The organism is Galbibacter sp. L-19, assembly GCF_056857615.1.
Genome location: NZ_JBSXNL010000047.1, coordinates 14,236 through 38,864, shown reverse-complemented (window position 1 = coordinate 38,864; position 24,629 = coordinate 14,236). Strand labels below are relative to the sequence as shown.

Here is a 24,629-nt window from a genome sequence, read left to right as displayed (position 1 = left end):
AGAGGGATTAGAAAAACTGAAAAATATTTTACCTAAGTCCTTCGTTAACTCAGGGCAGGCTATGAAACATAAAAACCTCGATTATCGAGTAAAATGAATCCTACAAAACATATATTAGTAATCCGTTTTTCGGACATTGGTGATGCCGCTATTGCTGTGCCCGTACTTAGGTGTGTGCTTCAGCAAAATAAAAACATCAAAATTACCGTTGCTACCAAGGCATTTTTAAAACCTGTTTTTGAAACGGTAAAAGGTGTGGATGTGGTAACTGCTCACATTCGTGGAAAACATAAAGGTTTTAAAGGCTTACTAAAATTTTATTCAGAAATAAAAGAAAATAATTATACTGAAATTGCCGATTTACACGGCTCTCTTCGAAGCACTGTAATTAAATCTCTTTTTAAACTGAAAAATGTTTCTTCAAAAACTATTGATAAAGGAAGAACTGAAAAGAGGAATTTAGTTGCGGGGAAAGAATTTAAACCTCTTAAAACTACCATAGAGCGTTATGCAGCTGTTTTTAGAGCTTTAGGCTGCCAAGTAGACCTTTCAAAAGATATTGTTCCTAAAAACCCCGATTTACCCTCCAAAATTTATGATTTACTAGGAAGAGACTCCAAAAAATGGGTTGGTATTGCCCCTTTTGCTTTTTTTGATACAAAAATGTATCCGATAGACTTAATGGAACAGGTTATTGAGTACCTCTCAAAAACCAACTTTTTTAAAATTATTCTATTTGGAGGGCCTAAAGATGAATCTGAATTAGAAAGGTTAAGCACAGCCTATCCAAATACCGTTTTTACTTTCAAAAAAATTACGTTTGAAGAAGAATTACAACTCATTGCTCACTTAGATTTAATGCTCTCTATGGATAGTGGCAACGGACACTTAGCAGCAATGTATGGGGTAAAAGTAATTACACTTTGGGGCGTTACGCACCCATACGCTGGATTTTATCCTTACAAACAACCTAAGGAATATGCCTTACTTTCTGATAAAGAAAAGTACCCGCTTATTCCAACCTCTATCTATGGAAATAAAGCCCCAGAAGATTATAAAGAGGTTATGAGAACTATATTACCTCAGCATATTATTAATAAAATAGAAGAGGTTTTAAAACCCTAATCAATACCTCATGGACTTAATTCTAAGCTTTCCAAAGGGCTCTACATCGAGATTATTGATTAAAATACAAAATCAACTACCTCGAGGCAAGCTACGAGGTATTGAAAAGAAAATAATTTAATCCATTTAGACTTAGAGCCCTTCGGTAAACTCAGGACAGGCTCTGGGAAATAAAACCCTCTATGAGGGATTAAAAATCAACCACAATGAAAAAAATAGTTGTTTCTCTTTTTTTACTACTGAATATTACTTCTCTTTTAGCACAAGAGACAACCTATACCACTAAAAGCAATATTCAATACTATGATGCCGCTACAAATGCTTCGGATGCCTATATTAACGAACGCTGTGTGCTAGATTTATACTATCCTACAAACATAGAAAACTACCCAACAGTAGTTTGGTTTCATGGTGGCGGACTTACAGGTGGAGCTAAAGAAATACCTGAAGCTCTAAAAAATAAAGGAATAGCAGTTGTTGGGGTTAATTATCGTTTAAACCCAAAAGTAAAATCGCCTAAATACATTGAAGATGCAGCTGCTGCTGTGGCATGGGTTTTTAAAAATATTGAGGGTTATAAAGGGAATTCTTCCCTCATATTTGTTTCTGGACATTCAGCAGGCGGTTATTTAGCAAGTATGATTGGTTTAGACAAATCGTATTTGGAAAAATTTAATGTAGATGCTAATGCTATTGCAGGACTCATTCCATTTAGCGGACACGCAATTACTCATTTTACCATCAGAAAAGAACGTGGCATTCCAGGAACACAACCTATAGTTGATAGTTTGGCTCCTTTATATCATGTTCGAGCAGATGCTCCTCCATTATTATTAATTACTGGCGATAGAGAAATGGAAATGCTAGGGCGCTATGAAGAAAATGCTTATTTAATGCGAATGATGAAAGTTGCGGGACACAAAAATACTACCCTATACGAAATGGATGGTTACGGACACGGAATGACAGAACCTGCCTTTCCACTACTTGTTAAAAATGTAAGAAGTATAGTCTCCGAACTAAATAAAGCTAAGAAATAGCTGTTTTAGTACCCTTACTAAACACTTTTATTACCTGCTAGCATAACTACCGCATTGTACAACGGCAAGGACCCAATCCTTGGAAAATATCTACCCCAATGGTAATCATGTGGGTTCCTGTGCTGTACGCTTGTATCTCGTTGAGAATAACTTGGTAGGAATAAGCAAAGTAAAAACTTCCCTTTTTCATCCCAATCATAGGACCAACATTTAATGGATCCATAAATTGATCGTTTAAGAAACGGTAGCTAATTCCTGCCCAATAATAATCCTCAAAGTCCCAATACCTAACTTTCATGTTGATATCGGTACTCGATCTTCCGTCACTTTCATAAAGTTGAAAAAACACTGATGGTTCCCATTCAAAATTAGAACGTATATTCTTTTTAAATCGATATCCAGAATACACATAATAATTTCTGAGTCTATTAGGTTCGTTTATAGCAAAGACATTTAAATCTTTATTTAAGATATTCGAAGCATTTAAACTTGCAAAAAAACCTCCACTCCTTAATAAAACTCCCACATCAAAATTATGATTTGTAGTAGAACGATTATCGGTAATGCTAGGATCTGTATTGTCTGGAATACCATCTCCATCCGCATCAAAATTATTAATATCTAAACGAAACTGATTAATATTATAGGAGATTCCAAAGGACAAAAAACGATCTTCAGACTCGTCTAAAGTAAGGTGGTGAGCAAAAGAGAGTCTCGCTCCCATTTGCTGTGTATTTCCATTTCTATCATTATAAAACAAAGCACCAACCCCAGATTTATCGCCCACACGAACATCTCCCACAAGGGTTTGGGTATCTGGCGCATCATTAATACCCACCCATTGCGTTAAGGCATTCCCTCGTATTTTTACATAATCTCCAATTCCGGCATAGGTAGGGGAAATTACAAATTCGTTGTCTGCTAAATATTGTGTAAATGTAGGAAGTGTTAATTCCTGAGCTTTAACAGAAAAGCCTACCGTTATTGCAATTATAAAAAGATACTTTTTCATTTTATTTTAAAATTTTTATCATGATGAGACTCAAACAAAAAATAATTCTGTTTGAGTCTTATCAATTTTTCTTTATCTATAAAGTGTAAAATGTCCAACAAACTCTCTATCGTCCTCTGCACCATTCAGCTTAATAACATACCAGTAATCTCCTGTTGGTAATAAGGCACCGTTATAACGTCCATCCCATTCGTCTCCAACACGAAGTTCTGCAACCACCCTTCCGTAGCGATCATAGATTTTGGTAACTATTTTAGGATATAAGAGCGTGTTTTTAGGAGTCCAAGTATCGTTATTATTATCGCCATCTGGAGTGAATACATTTGGAACATCTATATCTATAAATTCCATCTCAATCTGCGCAACAACTTCACACCCATTAGCATCTATAACTTTAACTTCATAAACACCACTTTCTCTAATAACATATTTGGAATCGTTTCCATTAGAAACCCCATCAATAAAATACTCATACGGAGCAGCTCCACCAGTAGGTAAAATGGTAAACTCGTTAATATTACTTTCTCCTACCGAAAGGTTTAAAGGAACTATTGGATCTACTGTGAAATCCACAGTTTTCTCACATCCAAAGTAAGAAACAGTAACCGTATGTTTTCCTGGGGCAAGGTTTGAGAATCTATTTTCAAACTGATCTACTCCTCCATCCAAAGTGTAAATAACATCTTCTAAATTATCTTGAGCCAACATAATTGTAACCTCATTAACCGCACTATTGTCAAAACAATTCTGACTCATCTCTGCTCTTGGAGAAAGATCAACCGATTTATCCAATGTTACAATAACATTTGTAGAACATCCATTGGCGTCTTTAACAAAAACAACATAAGTTTCTCCCCCCTCTAAACCGTCAAACATTGTTTTGTTTTCTATAAACTTATCGTCTTCTTGCGTATTTAAAGCGGTATAATAAGGAGGCGTACCCCCTTCAATATTAATTTCAAAGCTTGCTGTTTTGTCTCCAGCACAAAACTCTTTCTCCAAAATATTGGCCTTAGCAGCAACTGGACTTGGTGCAACAATCTCCTTTTTATAAACAAATGGGTTACAACCTTTAGAATCCTGAGCAATAATGGTATACGTTCCTGGCTCTAAGTCTTCAAAAACATTTTTGTTTTGGAATTGATCTAGATTTGGAGATATTGCATATTGATATACTCCAGAACCTCCTTGAAGCTCTAATTCTATGCTACCTAAATCGTCTGAACATATAGGATTGAAAATTACAGGTTCTTTAGAGGTTAGTTCCTCCCCTTCTTCAATCTGAATACGCTCTTGCGCTATACAATCGCCACTTTCAACCTCAACAAAATAAACCCCAGCAGGTAAATCTGAGAATGTATTTCCTGATTGCTGTGGTCTTACCACTACATTTCCTGAAACATCGAACAACGTATATAAATAATCTCCTAAACCACCGGTTACATCAACTTTAATATAGCCTGTTGCTTCGTCATAACAACTTACATCTGCAACTACAGTAGGTGTAATTTCTAGAGGACGTATTGGAGATATTGTTACACTATTTGAAATATTTGAAATACAACCATTAGAATCTCTTACATAATATTGATGCATTTCTGTTGTTGTAATGGGTTCTGGGACATCAATTTGAATGCTATTGCCACTCATACTCATCCAACCACTATTTGCTGAGGTACTGTATTCATAACCCGAACCTGTGCCACCTGTTACAGTTAATTCTAACGTAGCTCCTGTTGTACACGTATTACCTGCTACTAAACGTAATGAAGCAAATACCTCCGTTGGTTCTGTAACTGAAACTGGAAGAGTGACAAAATCACAATCGTGATTATCGGTAACTGTTACACTATAATCTCCTGCTCCCAGATTATTAAATACATTTGACAATTGTGGTGCAGAGCTAGAAATAACTCCTCCACTCTGGTCAAGTCTATTTAAGATATACAAATACTCAACCGTAGCATCAAAATCAGGTCTACCACCAGTAACTCCTGTAACCGTTATACTTCCTGTTTTATCTCCCTCACAAAGCACATCAATAGAAGTTGCAGTAGCTGTTGCATTAATAGGAGTAGGTTGCGTTAGCGTAACTGTTTCTATCTCTTCACAACCTTCAGCATCTTTTACGTATACTTCATAAATTCCTGCTGAAACATTCGTGAAAATATTATTTACGCTATAATCTCCAGTTGAAGGAGTAGCTCCCTGTAAAACTAAGGCATATTGATAGCTTCCCCATCCTCCGGTTGCAGTAGCAACAATCTCAGCTTGATTTGTAATACAACTCAAATCTTCTGTAACCACAGCGTTTAGATCTAGTCCTTTTGTAGGGGACTTTATATTTACTGTATTAGATGTAGCTGGACAGTAAGGAGAATCTAGAGCAATAACTTCAACATAATAATTCCCTGCTGGAATTCCACTTATAGCTATTGGCGTTGAAGCTATCCCTGATCCTGTCACCCCAATAGATGTTCCATTACTAGCAAACACTTCATAAGTATAATCTCCAATATAATCGCTTACGTTAATAGTAATTTCTCCTGTTGCGGAACCAATACAGCTTACCGATGAACTCGCATTAGCCGTAGCTTTGATAGTATTATAAGGATTTACTGTATATGGAGCTGTAATAAAGAAGCATCCTGTTACATTATCTGTTACTTGGAAGACATAATCTCCTGGTGTTGGCAAATCAAAGTTTATTGTTTGTCCAATTAATGGTTTTGTCGGCCCTACAGGTAGTAATTCAACTGAAAAATCTCCAGAACCTCCATCTATTGTAACGGCAACTTCTTCAGTATTAGCACATGTAATGGCTCTTACTGGTGTAACTCCTACCGCTGTAATTTTAGGAAGTGTATTTATTGTTACTGGGTAAGTATCAAAACACCCATTTGCATCTTTAACATATAATGTATAGGTTTCATCGTTTCCAGTATCAACTACATCAAAAACATTACTGTTTTGATAATTTGTCCCATCTATACTATATAAATAAGGTGCTGTTCCTGTAATAGGGTCTACATTGACTGTAATTTGCCCTACTGCAATAGTATTATCTGGGTTACATGAAAATTCTGTAGTAACCACGGCCATAAAATCTAAAGCGGATGGCTCAGTAATTTCTACAATCTCTTCATCAAAGCATCCTAAAACTGAACTTACCGTAATTGTATAGTTTCCAACTGGCAATCCTGTAAATAATCCACTTGTATTCGTAGCCGTATTTGGACCCGTTAATACATATGTATAAGGAGGGTTTACAGATGTAGAAGAGTTTACAGTTGCTTTAATAGTTCCATCACTTAATCCTTCACAAGAAACATTTGTTTTCTTAGATATTATTAATTCCGGAATTATAGGGGCTTCAAGCTCTAAATCTATTTGTTCATCACAACCCACACCATCTGTAACTGTAAATATATAGGTTCCAACTTGATCTAGACCTGTAAAGGTAGCTATACTTCCGTTGTTTGCTGTAGTTCCATCAGGATATTCAACTTCAAATGTGTATGTACCATTTCCTCCAATTGCATTGATTGTAACTTGTCCTCCAAGATTATTATTAGAGGCATCACATGATATACTACTATCTATAGTATAATTTAGTGCTATTTCTTCATATAAAGTAATTGGAGTTAATAAAACCACAGAACAATCCCAGTTATCAGAAATTCTAACTTCGTAATCTCCTGCACCTAAGCCTGTAAAAACTGTTGTCATTCCTGTTTGAGGAGCCCCAAAATCAACTCCATCTTTAATCAATTGGAATGTATAAAGTCCTCCTGAACCTCCAGTAACATTATCTACTGTAATTTCTCCACTCAATCCTTCACAATTTTGAGTTGAAGCATTAATATCTCCAATAATTGGTGTTGGATTAATAATTCCTTCAGAAGGTAATTGAACTGAACAACCTTTTTGATCGATTACCCATATTTCATATGTACCTGTAGCCAAGCCTTGAAAACGAGGGCTATCAGAATAATTAGTAATATCATTTTCATCTGCGATTGGCGTTGTGTCTACATAATATTTATAGCCACCCCAACCACCAGATACATTAGTGATTTCTATGATGCCATCATTTAAACTACACGTTTGCGCTGTTGCACTTGCCGTAGCAGTTATATCAACCGATGGTGTAGCAATGGTAAATATTGTAGTTTGAGTACAATAAGGAGCGTTATCTTGAACTACTTCAGCTAAATAAACTCCTGCATCAAACTGATCTAATGTAATTATTGTATTTGCTATACCAGTATCCGATTTTATAGGAGTTCCATCATCAGTCCTATCATTTGGAGTGCCATTAGTATTATAAATATATACGAAAACGTCTCCTATATAGGTTGGATCTACCAATTCTATTTCTATTTCTCCTGTTGCAGAACCAAAACAAACTACACTAGAAGTAACATTTAAGTCGATTTCAAAAGTATTTGGATCGGTAAGTTCAGCTGTAGTGTTTAATTCACAACCTGTATTATCATTAACAACTTTTATTTGATAATTTCCAATATCTAGTCCTGTAAAAGTATGTGTGTCTGAACTCGCAGTACGTGTATCCAACTCATTGCCAGCAGTATCATAAAGTGTATAAATTAATATATCCGAACCTATTCCAAGAGATAAGGTAGCGTCTACTTTAATCTCTCCATCTCCACCTCTACAAGTTGGATTAGTTGGTATTGCCACGATATTATCTAATCGGTTATATGGTAAAATTGTTTCAGTATCTGAAATAGAACATCCATGTTCGTCATAAACATTTACAACAACACTACCCCCAGCAATATTTGTAACATTGAAAGATACTTCATCTCCCTTTTGAGTTCTGTCATCGGCTGGATCTCCTGGTGTTCCATTATCGTAAATAAACTCATAGGTATAATCTCCTGTACCTCCATTAACTCCACTCGCCGTAACTGTTGCTTTATTCAAGGAATTTCCTGTGGTACAAGCAAACTCAGTAACATTTAATGTTAAGTCTTCAAGTACTTCAGGCTGATAAATAGTTTCTGTAATGGTGGAAGAACATTGATTATTAGAATTTCCTATTACCTCAATAGTATATTCATTTCCAGCAACTGTACCTGCTAAACCACTAAATGTAGCTTGATATGAAGGCGCAGCATTATCTGGTTGAATATTGGTAATTGAAGATCCATTTAATTCCGTAATAACAAACGTAAAGGGCCCGATACCATTGTCTACTGCCGAAACAGTAATCGTTCCATTGTCGGCATTAAAACAATCTACATCCGTTTTATTTTCTATTGCAGGAACTGGCTCTAATTTAACTGGTACATCTACATTTACAGAAACTGTACACCCTCCATTTGCAGCATCTGTTACTGCAATTGTATATGTTCCAGGAACATTTGCTTGTGTAAAAATTGTAGGGTTTGTAACCATGGTAACATTTGTAGCAGGGTTACTAAATCCGGCTGGTCCTGTAATTGTATAGGTAATATTTGAAAGGGCAGAACCTGAAGAGCCTCCGTTTACTTCAAAAATGAGTTCAGCATCTTCATCCCCTATTTGGCAATCTAATTTTTCATTTACATCCGCTTTAACAGTTAACGGTTCATAAATGTTTACTGCTGAAGTTCCAGTTGTAATACAGCCATTGGTATCTTTTACTAAAATATCATAACTACCTACTGCAAGGTTTGTAAACTCATTATCGTTTAACTGACCAAAAGTTATTCCATTATCGATAGAATAATAATAATCTCCTGATCCTCCAGTTGCTATAATAGTGATAGTAGAACTTCCGTCACAATTATCTGTTACTATGTCTGTAATAGATGGGGGTTGAGAAATGTTAAGTGTAACATCTCCTATATAATCTTCACATCCAAATTGGTCTACAACAGATATACTTATAGTTATCGAAACAACTGATGGATCTAAAACATCATCAATAGAAACTTCCATTGGGTTGTTAGTAGTTCTAATTTCATCGGCAGTATCACTAACACCATCTCCATTCGTATCAAAATTAGTACTTGTAAGAATATAGGTGTATTCTCCACCGCCACCTGTAATATCAGGAACTTCTATTAACCCTGCTGTTTCACAGGTAATATCTCTTATGTTATTAGGATTTCCTGAGATTGGGTCTTGTTCTTCAATAAGAATGTTTTCAGTAGCACCAACACAACTGTCATTATCGCTATCATCAACCTGAGTAACAGTTATATAATATTCTTGGTGAGGAGGCAAACCAGTTACTGTAATGTCTTGTGGAGAAGTAAAAGGAACTATTCCCCCACTTGTTGTTACAACATTTCCATCAATATCAAATAATTCCCAACGCATCCTATTTTCTACTGTTCCATCTGTATCGGTAACTGTAAATGTAATTTCAGCATCATTACTGCCTGAGCAAGCCGGCTCGTAGGTACTTGTAATCTCCATTGGGAGTGTTACTATATCATTTACATTTTTACTGCTTTGACGTACACAACCCACATTATCTCTTACATAAAACACATAGGTTCTACCTGGTATTAGCGGGTTTGTTGGTGTTAAAGAATTAAACACATGATTTCCAGAAGTTGGTGTAGTCCAAGAAGCTGTTGCTGGATTAAAAGTACTTGGATCCTCTGTATAAGTATATTCATAAGGAGGAGCTCCTTGTGTTCCTTGAACATCTACCAATATCTCATTACAATTAACAATAATAGCATCAATAGTAATATTAAGATCATCTAAAGGATAAGGAATAATATATCTAGGAAAATCTTTTTGACAAATAGTATTTCCAGATCCATCTACAGTCCTAATAGATGGATATACTATCTCCCCTGATAAATAATCTGTACCTGTAAATTGAGGTGAAGATTGCCAAGTTATTCCTCCATCTGCACTAAACTCAACAGTACCTATAGTAGTTGTATAATTTTCAAATTCAAACCCATAATCTGTATCAACAGCACTCACACAACTAGCTGGTAAAATTGGATCAATAGTTGCCGTTAGTTCATCTGGAGCTATAATTGCTGCAGTAGCTGGAGCAGGACAACCATAATTATCGGTTACTGTAATGGTATAGTTTGCAGGAGGAAGATTGTAAAAAGTTCTGCTATTCCCTGTAAAATTATCTACAGTAGCTACATTTGTAACTCCATCATTTACAACAATATCAAAAGGGCCTACGCCTCCAGAAATAGTTAATTCTAAAGAACCCTTGTCGTCATGACATTTAGGTTGTGTAGCTGTAACAGCTGTACTTATTGAAGTAACTTCTTTCACCTCAACAGTTTCCATGTAATTACATACACCGCTTCCATCTTTTACATAAACATCGTATAAACCTGCATTACCAGAAGTAATCGTTAAAATATTTGTGCTTATATAGTCTGCATTTGTTGGTATAACTCCATCATCCATAAAGGCATACTCATAACTTCCGTCTCCCCCCGATGCTGTTACTTCAATAGATCCATCGTTACAAGCTATATCTGTTGGGACAACTACTGCATCTAATTTTTCCGTTATAGTAACATCATCTAATGTAAGACTACATCCAAATCCGTCTTTAATTGTAATATCATAATCTCCTGGTACAAGTCCAGAAATAGTATGATGTGTGGCATCAATATTAAAACCCTTAAAGATTCCTCCATTGATACTTACTTGATAGTTTCCATTTCCATTTGTTACCTCAATTTCAATTGTAGCATTGTTATCGCCAGCGTAACAAGTTGTTGGAATGGCAGTAAAAGTAATAGGGTTTGGAGCGGTTACTGATACTGCGGTTGATACTCCCTCACAATTATTACTATCTTTTACACGTACTATATAATCTCCTATTGGTAAATTGCTAAAAACTCTATTCGTCCCATTAGCAGCAAACTCATATCCTGCAATAGAGATTCCTGCTGTATCCTCCAACTGGTATGTATATCCAGGTGTTCCTCCAGTGGCTGTTGTTGCAGTTATGGTAGCTGTTGCTACATTACATGTTATTTCTGAAGTTATTTGTGCAGTAACCACTACTGGATCTGGTTCTGTAATGATAAAAAGTAAATCTTTACTACACGCAAGAGAAGGGGTAGCACTTTGATTATCAATATCCCGAACGGATAATGTATACGTTCCTGCTCCTAATCCTACAGAAATTGTTTCTGTAGCACTGGTTGATGTTCCTAATGCGGAAGTAGCAAAATTATCCAAGCTATATTCATATCCACTAGCACCGAAATTGGTTACTGAAATGGTAACTTCACTATTGTTATCTCCATTACAGCTTACACTAGTTGTACCTATAACTTCTGCTGTAAACTTGTGACCGTCTTCAACAATAACCTTAATATCTTTACTTAAAGGACATTTTTCTGGTATTTGAGTTACTAAAATATCATCTATAGTTAAATCATTTCCATCTTCTACTGTTGAATTGGTTCTAACCACCAAATCTAACTCAGTATGACCATTCGGATTTAAATCTATAATAAATTGCTCCCATTGTTCTGACTTAGGAATAATACCTGTTAAGTCTTGAGCAATAACAGCATCATTACTTGGATCTACTAATTGAATTACAATATTAGGGTCTCCTTTACTAGAACCTGTAAAAGATTCCATTAAATTTTGTCCCCATATAGAAACTTGTACATCTTGGTTGGGAAGGAAATCTTTTATTGGCTTTCTGTAAATAACACCACCCATTCCGGCAACACCCCCAATATTAATAGCTAAGAATCTACCGTTCGTATTTCCTGTGTGATCTATAACATCAACCCAATCTCCAAAGTCTTGTGCTATTTTTTGAGTTACCGAATATTCACCATCGTTAATTCTAGTATCGTTTATATCTTCCTGAGATCCGCAATTTCCTCCAGCTATTTGATCTTCATAACAGTAAACTGAAGAATCAATACTTGGGATGCTTGTGTTCGGACCCGATCCAAAATCTTCCACCAATAAAACACTTGGAGTAGCAGGTAAATTACTAATATAATTAACCGTTATATCGTGAGTTCCAGGAGCTACCCCTTCAAATTCGTTAGATACTTGTTCAGTTCCTCCATTCAACTGATAAGTATAATCATACGTTGAAGGTGAAGCGTTAACAGTTATGCTTCCTGTACCATCGCAATTATAATCAACTAGGGCATCTAATTCAGGCTCTTCTGGTCCTTCTTCTACCGTAATTGGCATAGGTCCAAAAATACATCCGCTAGCATCTTTTATATATAATTCGTATGTTCCCGGCATTAAATTTTGAGTCGCAGATGCCCCATAACTTGATCCACCATCAAAACTATATTCATATGGAATTGTTCCTCCTTGTGCATTGGTAATTCTAACATCGGCACCAACACTCGGATTGCATTCTACTAAAGCTGCCACATTTGCTGAAGCTGTTAACTCTTGCGGCTGGTTTATCGTATAAAATAAATCTACTTCACATCCTTGGGAGTCCTTTACAACAATATTATAGTTTCCAGAGATAAGATTATTAAATACATTTGATGGTTGAAACGTTGAGCCATTATCAATAGAATATCCAGTATAATTTCCAGAACCTCCTCCTGCAGTTATGGTTAACGTAGATGTTGTTCCATTACATAAAATTTCTGTATTTGAAGCTGTTACCTTAAGCTCAGGGTCGGCAGTAATGGTAATATCGTATTTGGCTTCACAATATCCAGTTCCTCCAGCATGATCTCTTACATATACATCGTAATCTCCAGCTGTGGTAATATTTACGGGGTTGGTTGTTGAAAAAGAATTTGGTGTGATGCCATCAGGAACAATAGCATATACATAATTTCCATCACCTCCCGTTGCTGTAATGGTTACATCTGTTGATGTCCCACAAGCTGAAATCGGATTTGCTGAAGCTATTACATCCAACTCCGGATTAACCGTAATGGTTTCTGTATCGGTACAATTCTTTTCATCAGTTACTGTAACTGTATAAGTTCCGGGACCTAACTTATCAAAGCTTCCTGTTGTATTGGTTCTCCCTCCATTTAATGTATAACTTAAAATCCCAGAACCACCAGAAATTACAGAAGCTGTTAATGTTAATCCTGTTGTGGCGTCATAACAAACATCATTTGCAGAAATAGAAAGTACTGGTGGAATAGCTGCATCAATATTAAAATTACTTGTTGCTACATTACATCCATTAGCATCTTGTACTTCAATAGTATAACTTCCAAAAGAAAGTCCTGTAAAGGATCCTGAAGTATTACTAGTTATTGAAGTATTTGAACTATCTAAAAGGTTATATGTATAACTTCCCCATCCTCCAGATGCAGTTATAGTTACGGATCCTAAAACTGCACCAGATGGAGAACAACTCTCATGTGTTATATCTGGAGTGCCCAATACTAATTGTGAAGTTGGTTCTTCTATGGTAACAGTATCGGTATCTGTACAATCTGTTTGAGGGTCTGTTACAGTAATTGTATAAACTCCTGCTTCTAATCCAGTAATATCTATTATTGAATTTGTTTGTGGTGTAGCCGAAGATTGTACTTCTGTATTTGATGCATCTACAACGGTATAATTATAATTAGTAATGAATCCGCTTACAGTATATCTTATTTCTCCATCTGATCCATTAACACAACTTACATTACTAATTAACTGCCCTACTACTCCTATTGGAGTTGATAGAGGAATAGTTAGGTTTTCATTATAAGTACAGCCTTTTTCGTCTGTTACTTTAAAGGTATATGTATTACCTGCTGCTAAACCATTAAATATGTTATTGGTTCCATTAACAGTAACAGAAGATGCAGGTGCAATAATTTCATAATTAATTAAACCCGCTCCACCAACAACAGAAAGTGTAACATTAGACGTTTGTGCCGGACATTGAGGAACAGTTGTATTAAAACTAATATCTGTAGGAGGAGTTAAAGGATCTATTGTAATTTCATTAGTTTCTTGAACACAATCTGGATTATTCTTATCTCTATAGCTAGGAGTAAAAGTTCCAGCTGTTAGATTATTAAAAACAGGACTGTCCTGCCAATTTACACCATCAATAGAATACTCAAAAATTCCTGAACCACCAGTTGCATTACCAAAAGTAATTTGTCCATTTTCTAAACAAGTATAATCGTTTGTTAGATTTGCATCAGCTGAAATTTGAACTCCCTCTTCTATAGTTATTATAGTATCAAAATCACAAGTTCTATTACCTTTACTCCCTCTTACAATTACATTATATTCTCCAGGCTCTAAATTATTAAAGTTTGGATTTGCATCAAATTCTTCCCCATCTATGCTATATAATACTTTATAACCATTAGCATTAATTAAATTTACTGTTATTGTTCCGTCATTTGAACCAAAGCATATTTCGTCTGTATGGTCGACAGAAAATTCTACATCAGGTTCTACAATAATGGTTACTCTATTTGAAATGACATAACAATTATTTCTATCTAAAACTATAAACTCATATTGTCCTTGTTCTCCAAGAAATATATCAAAAATATTTCTTGTTTGGTAAGCATCTGCGGGGATGTCATCTACAGAAGCATATAAATCTCCTCCGTTTCCATTTTCATCAATATAACTCCAAATAGCGTAATTATATGGTGTTTTTCCTCCTGTTGCATTCAATAAAATATTTCCTTCTCTACAACTAACATTTTGAGAAACAACAGCGTTAAGCTCCATATTCTCTGGAGCTATAATTGTATAAGGTTCAGAAAAAGTACAGCCATCTTCTGTTGTAACTTCGATAGAATAAGTCCCAGGATCAAGCTCTGCAAATTGATGAAAATTATCATCCGATTGATTTTCATCATCAACAACAGCTCCTGCCTCATCTTTTATCACGTAGGTGTACCATGCTCTTGCGCCACTTACATTAATATCGAACGATCCTTTGGCATTACTACAAGTAGGGTTGTTTACAGTTACATCTACAGCAAATTCTCTTTTGGTAATAACTACATTTTCAAATTTGAACAAACATGGCTCTCTGTCTCCATCTTCTAAATCAATATTTGCCTGACGAATGTATACATTGTAAGTACCTGCAATTTCTACTTCAAAAGAAGTTTCGTCTTGCCATGTAGCCGTGTTTGGATCAAAAACATTAGATGATAAAGCTATAGCATATTCATAACCTTTACCTATACCCGAAATATCTATTCTACCTTTTGTGTCACAAATAATATCCTCTTTTGTAATAGTAGGGTCTACCGAATTTTCGTAAGCTTTAAAGTAAAAACGGTTAAAGCAATTGTTTTGATAACGAACTTCTAAACGATATTCTCCTGGACCTGAAAGTTCGTATTGATCCCCTGTTCCAACATCATTCCAAGTACACGAATTATCCTTTGAAGGGCAATCGTCTTCAATAGAGGCTGCAGAGCAGTTGTCATCTAACTTTTGCCAAACTAAAGCCACTGCATCCGGAAAACTTACATTAAGCATTCGGTCATCATTAGTTCCGCATAAGAAAAATTTTGGCAATAAAGTCCCATCATTCGGACATGTAACTACTTGATCGGCCACAGAAGCAAACGGACTTGTTAAATCATTACTTCTTGGTACAACTGTAATAAACTCATCATAATCTTTACATGGTTCGGTTATTTTCTTTTCAACCTTATAAGTTCCATAATTAGTAGCTGTATACGTTTGTCCTAAAGCTCCATTAACAACTCCTGTTAATGCCCTGTAAGTTCCGTCTGGATTCTGAAAAAACCATTGATACGTATCATAGTTTGCTCCAGCAATTAATTCAATAGAATCTCCACAAATAGCAATTTCTCTTTCGAAATTACACTCATCTAAGTTTGGTAGAAAATTTGTAGATCCAGGTATTCCAAAATTACAAGTATCAAAACCCGATACACTAGGATCGTCTGATATTTCATTATCATTTAATACACCTTGGTATGTTGCATACGCTTGATTTTGAATTATATTGGAACATGCATCCCGTAATTTATCACAATCCTCTTGCACCCGAACATTTATCTTAATGGTATAATCATCTCGTGGAACTTCCACATAAATATCGGGAATGGTAAATATTAATTCGTTCGTTGTAATATCATGTGTGTATGTAATTTGTTGGCCCCCGATAGTAGGTGGCAATTCGGCATTTATAAAATCAACATTAACCGGAAGAATGTCTTTAATAGTAAAATTGGTTCCATCATCATTTCCAATGTTATCAAAACTTAGTGAATATTGAATTTCTTGTCCTAAAGCTACTTCTTGCCCTTGTATATCTTTTCCATCAGTATCAAAAACTCCTTTTGCCAATTGCATATCCGGTTCTATTACTTCAACAGAAAAAGAACTAAAAAAGATATCATATTTATCTCCTGTTGAACTAGCACGAAGGACTGCTCCAGTCTCGTCATTTGGTATAACAGAATTATTAGGATTGTTTATGGTGAATAAATCAACATCCCAACCTAGTGTATTAGTACTGTTTGGTGTTCTTGTTGTAACAAGATTATCTTCAATGGTTATATTACTATTGAAGAAATTATTACTTGGATTAGTGTTGTTACCTAGAGTTGTGAAAGTAGCGTTTCTATTAGCCTTAATGGAAAGTTGGTCTCCAGTAATTCGATTATCTCCTTCTAAAGTAGCAACGGTCATTTTAGCATATACTGGGAATGGTGGCGGAAGCGTTATAAAACCATTATAGGGAATATCAACGCTTTCTCCGCTTTTTACACCTGCATAGCCATCAAATGTTGTGATATACTTTCCAGGTAATGTTGGATTCTCGTACACAACAACCATAGTCCACCCTGCTGAAATACCTCCTCTAATTGAACTACCAGAACTCGCCCTAACATTAGCTACAACATATTCTCCATCAGGATTTGCCATAGTATTAATTATAGAAGTAACATCTTTATAACAAGCGTACGGTCCATAATCACCAAAATCAGAGTCATTATAACCGTCAAATAGCACCTCATCGGCTGTAAGATTTTGGTATGCGCTCCCTGGTATTTTAAATTTTACCTGATTAAAATCGCTCCTGTCACTCTCAGTATACACTGCCGACCAATATAACCCAGCATAAACAATACGGCTACAATTTGGATCGGGCACAGAAAGTACAGCACTACTTGAACTAAATGTAGAACCATCATTATCAATATCGATGTATTGCATATTAAGATCATCATTATAGCTAGAACTACTTCCTGTAGCATTATAAGGAACTTCTGGGTCTCTATTATTAGTATCCCTATTTACTATATTGTTAGCAATAAAGGTAAGTTCTCCCCTTATGTTATTTTGAAATCTAACATCAAAATCATTTTTTACCTGTGCTGATAAAGAGGAAACACATGCAAAGAATATGCATGCGAACAGAATGTACGTATTTAGCGTAAAGTAGTTTTTTTTCATAGTGTTAAGCTTTGGGGACTTGTTACTATTAATTTATTTTATGTATGTTTTTATATAATATGCTATGTACTTTTCATAGGCATGATCCAAATATCATTTTTATAATTAATACTGGCTCGGTATGATTTCATGGCGTTCTGCCAATTATCATATTTGTTTAAGTACACATATTTATAATTATTTTTAGGGTTAATAAAAATATTGGCATCGTAACCTTCTTGTTTTAATTTATCAACATAGTTCCTTGCATTTTTTTCTTCTGAAAATACATTCGCTATAATATAATATCCTTTGCTTTGTGGTTTAACTTTGGATGGTTTTTCTACTACCATCTCATCAGAATAACCTAACTCATCCGACTGAAAAATTCTAGTAACATACCTATCAGTACATTGACTCAATCCATTTTCTAAATAATCAATTTCAGTGTTTATTTCTGAATTATACTTTCGAACTTTATCAGCTTTATTCCGGCTGTTGGAAGCATAGGCTTTATTTGTATTAGATGATGGGATTCCGTTTTTATTGTTGTCAATATTTAAAACCCAAACCGCATCAGAATAAGTTCCATTAAAATTATCTTGTTGTGCCTGTTGCGCTTCTTTTACAGTAGCATATCTTTCTATATAAACATATTTTAAACCGTTCTTTTCAAAGTAATCAGCATCAATTCCTTTACTTTTTAACTCCTCTAAAAATTTATTAAGGTATTCGTCCTTTTTAAATACGTTGGCAATAACGTAAGCTCCATCATCTACATTTGCTAGGTTTGTTGTTGTTGCTGATGCAGTTATTCGTTTATCAGAGCTTACGTTAGTGCTACCAACAGGTTTTGGGGAAACCTCACTGTCTTTAGATTGTGTATTCTTAGCGTAAGATCGTTTATTTGACGTTCCTATATTGTTATAATCATTAGTGTATTTTATTTGAGCTTTCTCATAAGCTTCTTCATCAATTTCTTTCATCATGGCAACGGCACGTGCTTTTACTTCTTGCTCATTCCCTTTTCCTTTATTGTCATTTACATATTTAATAATATATGCAAAGCGCTTATTTACATCATTTTTTCGTGCTTCTTCCATAGAGTCTTGCTTAAACATCATTTCATCAATAATCATGTTATTTTCAGCAACTAACTTACGTAGTCTAGCAATCTCTGCATCTTTATCGGTAATTGTATCTTGTGGGGTTTCGTTTTCTACTAAAAGTAGTTCTTCATCTTCTTCTAAATCTTCAAAAACCCTATTCTCGCTTAAGGTTGGTTGGAAAGAATACGCAAAGTTTATTTCGTGGGTTAGCCCAAAATTAGATACTTGTCCGCTTACCCCTTTTTCCATTGTATAGCCTAACGACAGTCTTTTGGTGATATTAAATCCTAACCCAGCTGCAATTCCATAATAGTCATCATAACCTGTTTGTATCCATCCTAATTTTGGTAAGTCTAATATTAAACTTCCTGATAGATTTAAATCTTCTTCTCCTACTCTTCTAACTCTTGTTAATGCAGTTAGCTTGGCATCTTCCATAATACCAACACCATTTTTAAACCGATTGGTATACATTAAATGACCTGTAAAAGTTTTATCGTTAAAATCGGTTAAAGACTCATTGGTTCTTAAGTTATAATCAAATGCATTCTCGGCATAAATACCAACATCAAAGCTTCCAATAGAAAGATTTATCCCTGGCTGAAAAGAAAGCAAAGAGCCATCTTGTAAATCTGCAATAGTTGGGTCGTCTGGTTGCGACGGATTAATATTGCTTTTATCAACACCGCTATTGTAATAAGACAAGTTGAAACCAAAAGTAAGGTTACTTTTTTCTGATAGTCGGATTCCATATGCGTAATTCGCCATAACTCCAAAATTGGAGATGGTTCCAAAACGTTGGTGATAAACGCTTAATCCTAATCCTGAACGATCACTTATTCTTCCTGAATAACTTCCTAAATACGTTTGATAATTATCTTCAAAGTTTACCCATTGATTTCTATGATAAAGATTGAAATAAGAATAATCTTCGTTAACCGTTGAAAAAGTAGGATTGATTAAAAAACGATTAAACTTTAATGAGTTTTGAGCAGGAATGTCAATAGAAGCCACAGGTGCATCCTCCTGCGCAAAAAGGCAGGTGCTTAATATAAGTAGGATGTATAATAACCTGAGCTTCATTTTTTATTTAATAACTGTTATAGTTCCTTGCTTTAACGTTTCTTTTCCCTTAGTAATTCTGTAATAATAAATTGGAGGTCTACTCCCAGAATATGTTATACTGGATGACTCTGGCCAATTGTTTTGATAATCGTTTGTTGAATATATTGTTGCACCAGACTGCTCATAGATATTAATGGTAATATCTTTTTGATACGCATACGAATTTGGAATAATCCAAAGATCATTAAAGCCATCTCCGTTTGGTGTTATAACATTAGGCACCACATAACTCAATACATGGGTAACTTTTATGGTTTTAGAAAGCTGGCAATCTCCTACCGCAACTAAAACAATGTATTCTCCTTCTTCAGATAAACTTACAGAAGGTCCATTACTTATCAATTCATTTTTAGTATTAAACCATTGGTAAGAATCTCCTCCAGAGGCTGTAACTACTTTAGAATCTCCCTCTGGAATTGCAATTGTTCCTGAAGCATCCAATGTTACTACAGAAGTATCAAAATCGTTTATCACAAATTCATTTGAAGCTACAGAACATCCGTAAGCGGATACTTCCATTTTATAAGTTCCTGAAAGGTTTGTAGTAAATGTTGGTTTAGTTTCTGTAAGTTCAACATTATTTCTAAACCATTTGTATTGGTATTCGCTATTTTTTACTGAAGATGCTATTTCAATCATATTGCCATTTTCACAAGTAACTGTTCCTGTTCCAGAAAGCACTGGTGTTTCAGACAATCCTAATTTTACATTAAATACATTGGATATAATTTCTTTCCCTCCTTCTAAGGAAACCTTTAAAGCATACGCTCCATTCAAGGAAGCCTTAGCAATAGTTATACTTTCTGACGTTTCTCCTGCCAAGTCTTTTTGATTATATACCCATTGGTATTTAGCATTTGTTAAAGCAGATTGAGGAAGTACATAGGGAGTTCCGTCTGAATTTGTAGTTTCAATTTTATCCAGATTTAAAACAGCAGAACTATTACTACAATCTGAATAATTAGCTGCATTGATGGAAGCCGTATAGGCAGATGGCTCTGTAACAGAAATTGCATTTGTAGTTCTACTGGCAGTACAACCATTGCTTTGAGTAACTTTAACGTAATAATCTCCAGCTACAGAAACTACTAATTCCTTAGAAATCTCATTAGCTAATAAAGTTCCATTTCTATACCATTCAAAACTCGGCGATACAGCTGTAGTATTTGCTGTTAATTTAATAGATTGTTGAGGAAGCACTAAAGTTCCATTCGGACTTTCAAGTGATAATTCAAAACCGCCTGCTTCTATCTGTACAGTAGATGTTTTTTCGTTACATCCACCCGGTCTTTCAATTTGCACATAATAATCGCCTGCAAAACCAGGGTCATTACCCTTAACTTCCAGCGTATTACTATTATTTCTAACCAATAATTCGCCATCTTTATACCAAGCATACGTCATGGTTTCATCGGCTAAATCTGTTGTTAGTGTATAGGTTTGATCTTCGCAAAGCGATACTTTCTTGGCTCCTATTAATTCTACTCCGAGAGAATTTTCAATATAAACTTCAACTAAATTTGAAGCGGTAGAAGTAGAACAATAGCTCCCATAATCTATTTCAGCAAAATAAATTCCTGGCTCAGAAACTTCAATTGAAGGGCCGTTTTCTCCGGGAATCAAGGCCATGTCTTTGTACCAATTGTATGCTTCTTGGTTAGGATAATTATCCACCTCTAAATAAACGGTGGTAGCTTCACAGACGGAAGCTTCTTCAAAATTATTAACCACTAGAGGTTCTTGAACTGTAAGGTAATAAGCACCAAAAGGATCGCTTGAAGGACTTGTTTTAGCTGGATTCGTGCTACGAACACGTACTTTGTAATTTTCGCCATGCACAGTCTCGGGCATTTCAAATTCAATAGTAAAGTCGAATACTGTATTTTTATCTGTTAAGGTTGCTAGTGTAGTTGGGGTAGAAAAACTGCCGTTGGCATTGGAAAGCTCTAGAATAAACTCATTGTTGGATGCTACGATAGGCGTAGGATCCCACTTAAATTGTGCGGAAAAACTATTGAAGCCTTTGGAAGCACACGCATCTGAAAAACCTAAAACAGGCTTTTTTAAATCTTGTGCTTGCATACTAGAAGCCCCTAGAAGGAGCGAAAGTAGACAAAGACGAATAGATTTTTTGGGTAAAGTTCTATTCATTCGTTCATGTTTTAATTTGGGCAATCACAAAGTAACAACTTTCTATAATAGAAAACCAAAGTTATAAGATTTTTTCAACACTTTTTTGCTTTTGTGGTGAAATGAGGTTTTTTATATGCCAACTATGCTTTTCATAAAGTTATTCACAATTTCAGATCAAAACATACTAATCGGTTTATGGCATAAAAACAATAAACACGGTGTTTTTTAAACATTTTGATACTTTTAGGGTTTGAAGGAAAATTAAGCTCAAATTTGTTAATAACTCAAAAATGAAGGAGGTGAAAATCGAAAAAAGGAAATGATTTTCCACACAAAAACTATCTTCTTGATAGAAGAAAATGATTCTTTAACCGAAAAATTATCATTTAGAACGAAGTTCGAACATTTAAATAGAGAATAACATTCTAATTCACTCTAAAAATTACGTAATTTTGCGGGCATAAGTTTTTATAAAATGGCAGAAGAAGAAAAATCATTAAATTTTATCGAACATATTATTGAAGACGATTTAAAAGAAGGCTTCGATAAGGAAAAACTACGTTTTCGTTTTCCTCCAGAACCAAACGGTTATTTGCATATTGGTCATGCAAGTTCTATTTGTTTAAATTTTGGACTTGGCGAAAAATACGATGCTCCTGTAAATCTTAGATTTGACGATACAAATCCAGCTAAAGAAGAGCAAGAATATGTGGATGCCATTAAGCGAGATGTAGAATGGCTAGGTTATAAATGGAGTGAAGTGCGCTATGCGTCAGATTATTTCCAACAACTATTTGATTGGGCTGTAGAGTTTATCAAAAACGGAAAAGCCTATGTTGACAGTCAGACTTCAGAAGAAATTGCAGCTCAAAAAGGAACTCCTACTACCCCAGGAACAGATAGTCCATACAGAAATCGTTCAGTAGAAGAAAATCTTGACCTTTTTCAACGCATGAAAAATGGAGAATTTGAATCTGGAACCCACGTATTACGTGCTAAAATAGATATGAGTTCTTCTAATATGCTTATGCGAGACCCTATAATGTATCGTATTCTTCATAAGGCTCACCACAGAACTAATACCGATTGGTGTATTTATCCAATGTACGATTGGACACATGGCGAGAGTGATTATATTGAACAAGTTTCTCATTCATTTTGTACACTAGAATTTGCTATGCACCGAGAATTGTACAATTGGTTTTTAGAGCAAGTTAGCAATCCTAACCAAGTGCAGCCTAAACAACGCGAATTTGCGAGACGAAATTTGAGTCACACTATAGTAAGCAAGCGTAAACTGCTTAGATTGGTAGAAGAAGGTATTGTAAATGGATGGGATGATCCAAGAATGCCAACAATTTCTGGCCTTAGAAGAAGAGGTTATACTCCTGAATCTATTAAGAATTTTGTCAAAACAATTGGAATTGCAAAAAGAGAAAACTTAATTGATGTTTCTTTATTAGAATTCCACGCTCGTGAAGATCTAAATAAAAAAGCGCCACGAATAATGGCAGTTTTAGACCCTTTAAAAGTAGTTATAACCAATTATCCTGAAAATACCGATGAGTATGTAGACTCTGAAAATAATCCTGAGGATGAAGTTCTTACCTACAGAAAAGTACCTTTTTCAAGAGAAATATATATAGAAAAGGAAGATTTTAGAGAAGAAGCTAACAGAAAATTCTTCCGCTTGAAATTAGGAGGGGAAGTTCGATTAAAAAATGCCTACATCATTAAAGCTGAAAAAGCAATTAAGGATGAAGATGGTAATATAATTGAAGTTCATTGTACTTACGACCCACTAAGTAAAAGTGGTAGTGGCACCGAAGAAAGTATGCGTAAAGTAAAAGGTACACTACACTGGGTTTCTATTAAAGATGCTAAAGAAGTAGAAGTTAGAGAATACGACCGTTTGTTTACAGAAGCAGAACCAGACAGACATGAAGGAAAAGATTTCTTAGAGTTTGTAAACCCAGATTCTTTAAGAGTTATAAAAGGATATGTAGAACCAAGTGTGGAAGAAGCCAAAATAGGCGACCATTTTCAATTCCAACGCATTGGGTATTTTAATGTTGACCCAGATTCTACCAACGAAAAATTAGTATTTAATAAAACTGTAGGACTTCGAGACAGTTGGGCCAAGATTGATAAATCATAAAAGAATAATAAATTCTATATTTAAAAGCACTTTTCTCAAAGTGCTTTTTTTATTTCTTTAACATAGAGTGTTAATAATAGGCTAATTACGACGTTTTATTCGTAAAATTCTCTCATTTTATGTATCTTAGGTACTATCAATTAACACACAACATATATTAATTCAAAAAAAATAAAACTATGTCAAGCAACACAGGAAATACATTATTAGCATTATTAACAGGAGCAGCAATTGGAGCAGGAATAGGTATTTTATATGCTCCAGAAAAAGGAGATGTTACTAGAAAAAAAATTCAGAAAAATGCTAAAAAAACTCAGAAAGAGTTAGAAAAGCAATTAAAAAAAACAACGTCTCAATTAAGCACTAAAGCGGATAAAGCTAGAGTAGATTTTGAATCTAAACTTGAAGACACTTTATCTTCTATGAGTTACAAAGCCGATGATATTTTAGTAGCTTTAGAAGCTAAATTAGAAGAGTTAAGAGAAAAAAATGCTAAACTTCAAAAAGACGGGATTGTAAATAAAATTGAATCGAAAGTAGCAAAAGCAACTAAATAGACTCCATAT

Annotated in this window: 8 protein-coding genes; 4 read left to right on the top strand and 4 right to left on the bottom strand. The window is 35.0% G+C overall.

Translation table 11 applies throughout. The features are described from left to right. The first annotated feature begins 93 nt into the window (after window positions 1-93). Window positions 94-1,125 carry a glycosyltransferase family 9 protein gene (locus tag AC13CQ_RS06590; RefSeq protein WP_474506877.1) on the top strand — a complete coding sequence of 344 codons (1,032 nt, stop codon included), beginning with the start codon at window positions 94-96 and terminating at the stop codon, window positions 1,123-1,125. 206 nt (window positions 1,126-1,331) lie between these two features. Next, window positions 1,332-2,165, top strand: a complete 834-nt coding sequence (locus tag AC13CQ_RS06585; protein ID WP_474507705.1) for an alpha/beta hydrolase — start codon at window positions 1,332-1,334, stop codon at window positions 2,163-2,165. Between the two features lie 46 nt (window positions 2,166-2,211). On the opposite strand, the gene AC13CQ_RS06580 is transcribed toward AC13CQ_RS06585, so the two are convergent. The 4 genes from AC13CQ_RS06580 to AC13CQ_RS06565 all read right to left on the bottom strand — a co-directional run bounded on the left by AC13CQ_RS06580 (window position 2,212) and on the right by AC13CQ_RS06565 (window position 21,923). Beyond that, window positions 2,212-3,177, bottom strand: a complete 966-nt coding sequence (locus AC13CQ_RS06580; RefSeq protein WP_008611514.1) for a PorP/SprF family type IX secretion system membrane protein — start codon at window positions 3,175-3,177, stop codon at window positions 2,212-2,214. Between the two features lie 72 nt (window positions 3,178-3,249). Beyond that, on the bottom strand, window positions 3,250-17,559 hold the full coding sequence (locus tag AC13CQ_RS06575) for a T9SS type B sorting domain-containing protein (protein ID WP_474506879.1): 14,310 nt from the start codon (window positions 17,557-17,559) through the stop codon (window positions 3,250-3,252). Window positions 17,560-17,621: 62 nt separating this feature from the next. Next, window positions 17,622-19,730, bottom strand: a complete 2,109-nt coding sequence (locus AC13CQ_RS06570; protein ID WP_474506880.1) for a PorP/SprF family type IX secretion system membrane protein — start codon at window positions 19,728-19,730, stop codon at window positions 17,622-17,624. Between the two features lie 3 nt (window positions 19,731-19,733). Further along, window positions 19,734-21,923, bottom strand: a complete 2,190-nt coding sequence (locus AC13CQ_RS06565) for a T9SS type B sorting domain-containing protein (protein ID WP_474506881.1) — start codon at window positions 21,921-21,923, stop codon at window positions 19,734-19,736. 457 nt (window positions 21,924-22,380) lie between these two features. Between AC13CQ_RS06565 and AC13CQ_RS06560 the strand changes: the two genes are divergently transcribed. Continuing rightward, the gene (locus AC13CQ_RS06560) at window positions 22,381-24,063 is read left to right on the top strand and encodes a glutamine--tRNA ligase/YqeY domain fusion protein (RefSeq protein ID WP_474506882.1); all 1,683 of its coding nucleotides are present in this window, start codon (window positions 22,381-22,383) and stop codon (window positions 24,061-24,063) included. Between the two features lie 179 nt (window positions 24,064-24,242). Further along, window positions 24,243-24,620: a YtxH domain-containing protein gene (locus tag AC13CQ_RS06555; RefSeq protein WP_008611507.1), complete on the top strand. Its 378-nt coding sequence runs from the start codon at window positions 24,243-24,245 to the stop codon at window positions 24,618-24,620. Window positions 24,621-24,629 lie beyond the last annotated feature (9 nt).

What these genes read in the sequence shown, in the direction of transcription:
- AC13CQ_RS06585 (WP_474507705.1), top strand. Translation starts at nt 1,332, where the DNA reads ATGAAAAAAATAGTTGTTTCTCTTTTTTTACTACTGAATATTACTTCT.
- AC13CQ_RS06570 (WP_474506880.1), bottom strand. Translation starts at nt 19,730, where the DNA reads ATGAAGCTCAGGTTATTATACATCCTACTTATATTAAGCACCTGCCTT.
- AC13CQ_RS06565 (WP_474506881.1), bottom strand. Translation starts at nt 21,923, where the DNA reads ATGAATAGAACTTTACCCAAAAAATCTATTCGTCTTTGTCTACTTTCG.
- AC13CQ_RS06560 (WP_474506882.1), top strand. Translation starts at nt 22,381, where the DNA reads ATGGCAGAAGAAGAAAAATCATTAAATTTTATCGAACATATTATTGAA.
- AC13CQ_RS06580 (WP_008611514.1), bottom strand. Translation starts at nt 3,177, where the DNA reads ATGAAAAAGTATCTTTTTATAATTGCAATAACGGTAGGCTTTTCTGTT.
- AC13CQ_RS06590 (WP_474506877.1), top strand. Translation starts at nt 94, where the DNA reads ATGAATCCTACAAAACATATATTAGTAATCCGTTTTTCGGACATTGGT.
- AC13CQ_RS06575 (WP_474506879.1), bottom strand. Translation starts at nt 17,559, where the DNA reads ATGAAAAAAAACTACTTTACGCTAAATACGTACATTCTGTTCGCATGC.
- AC13CQ_RS06555 (WP_008611507.1), top strand. Translation starts at nt 24,243, where the DNA reads ATGTCAAGCAACACAGGAAATACATTATTAGCATTATTAACAGGAGCA.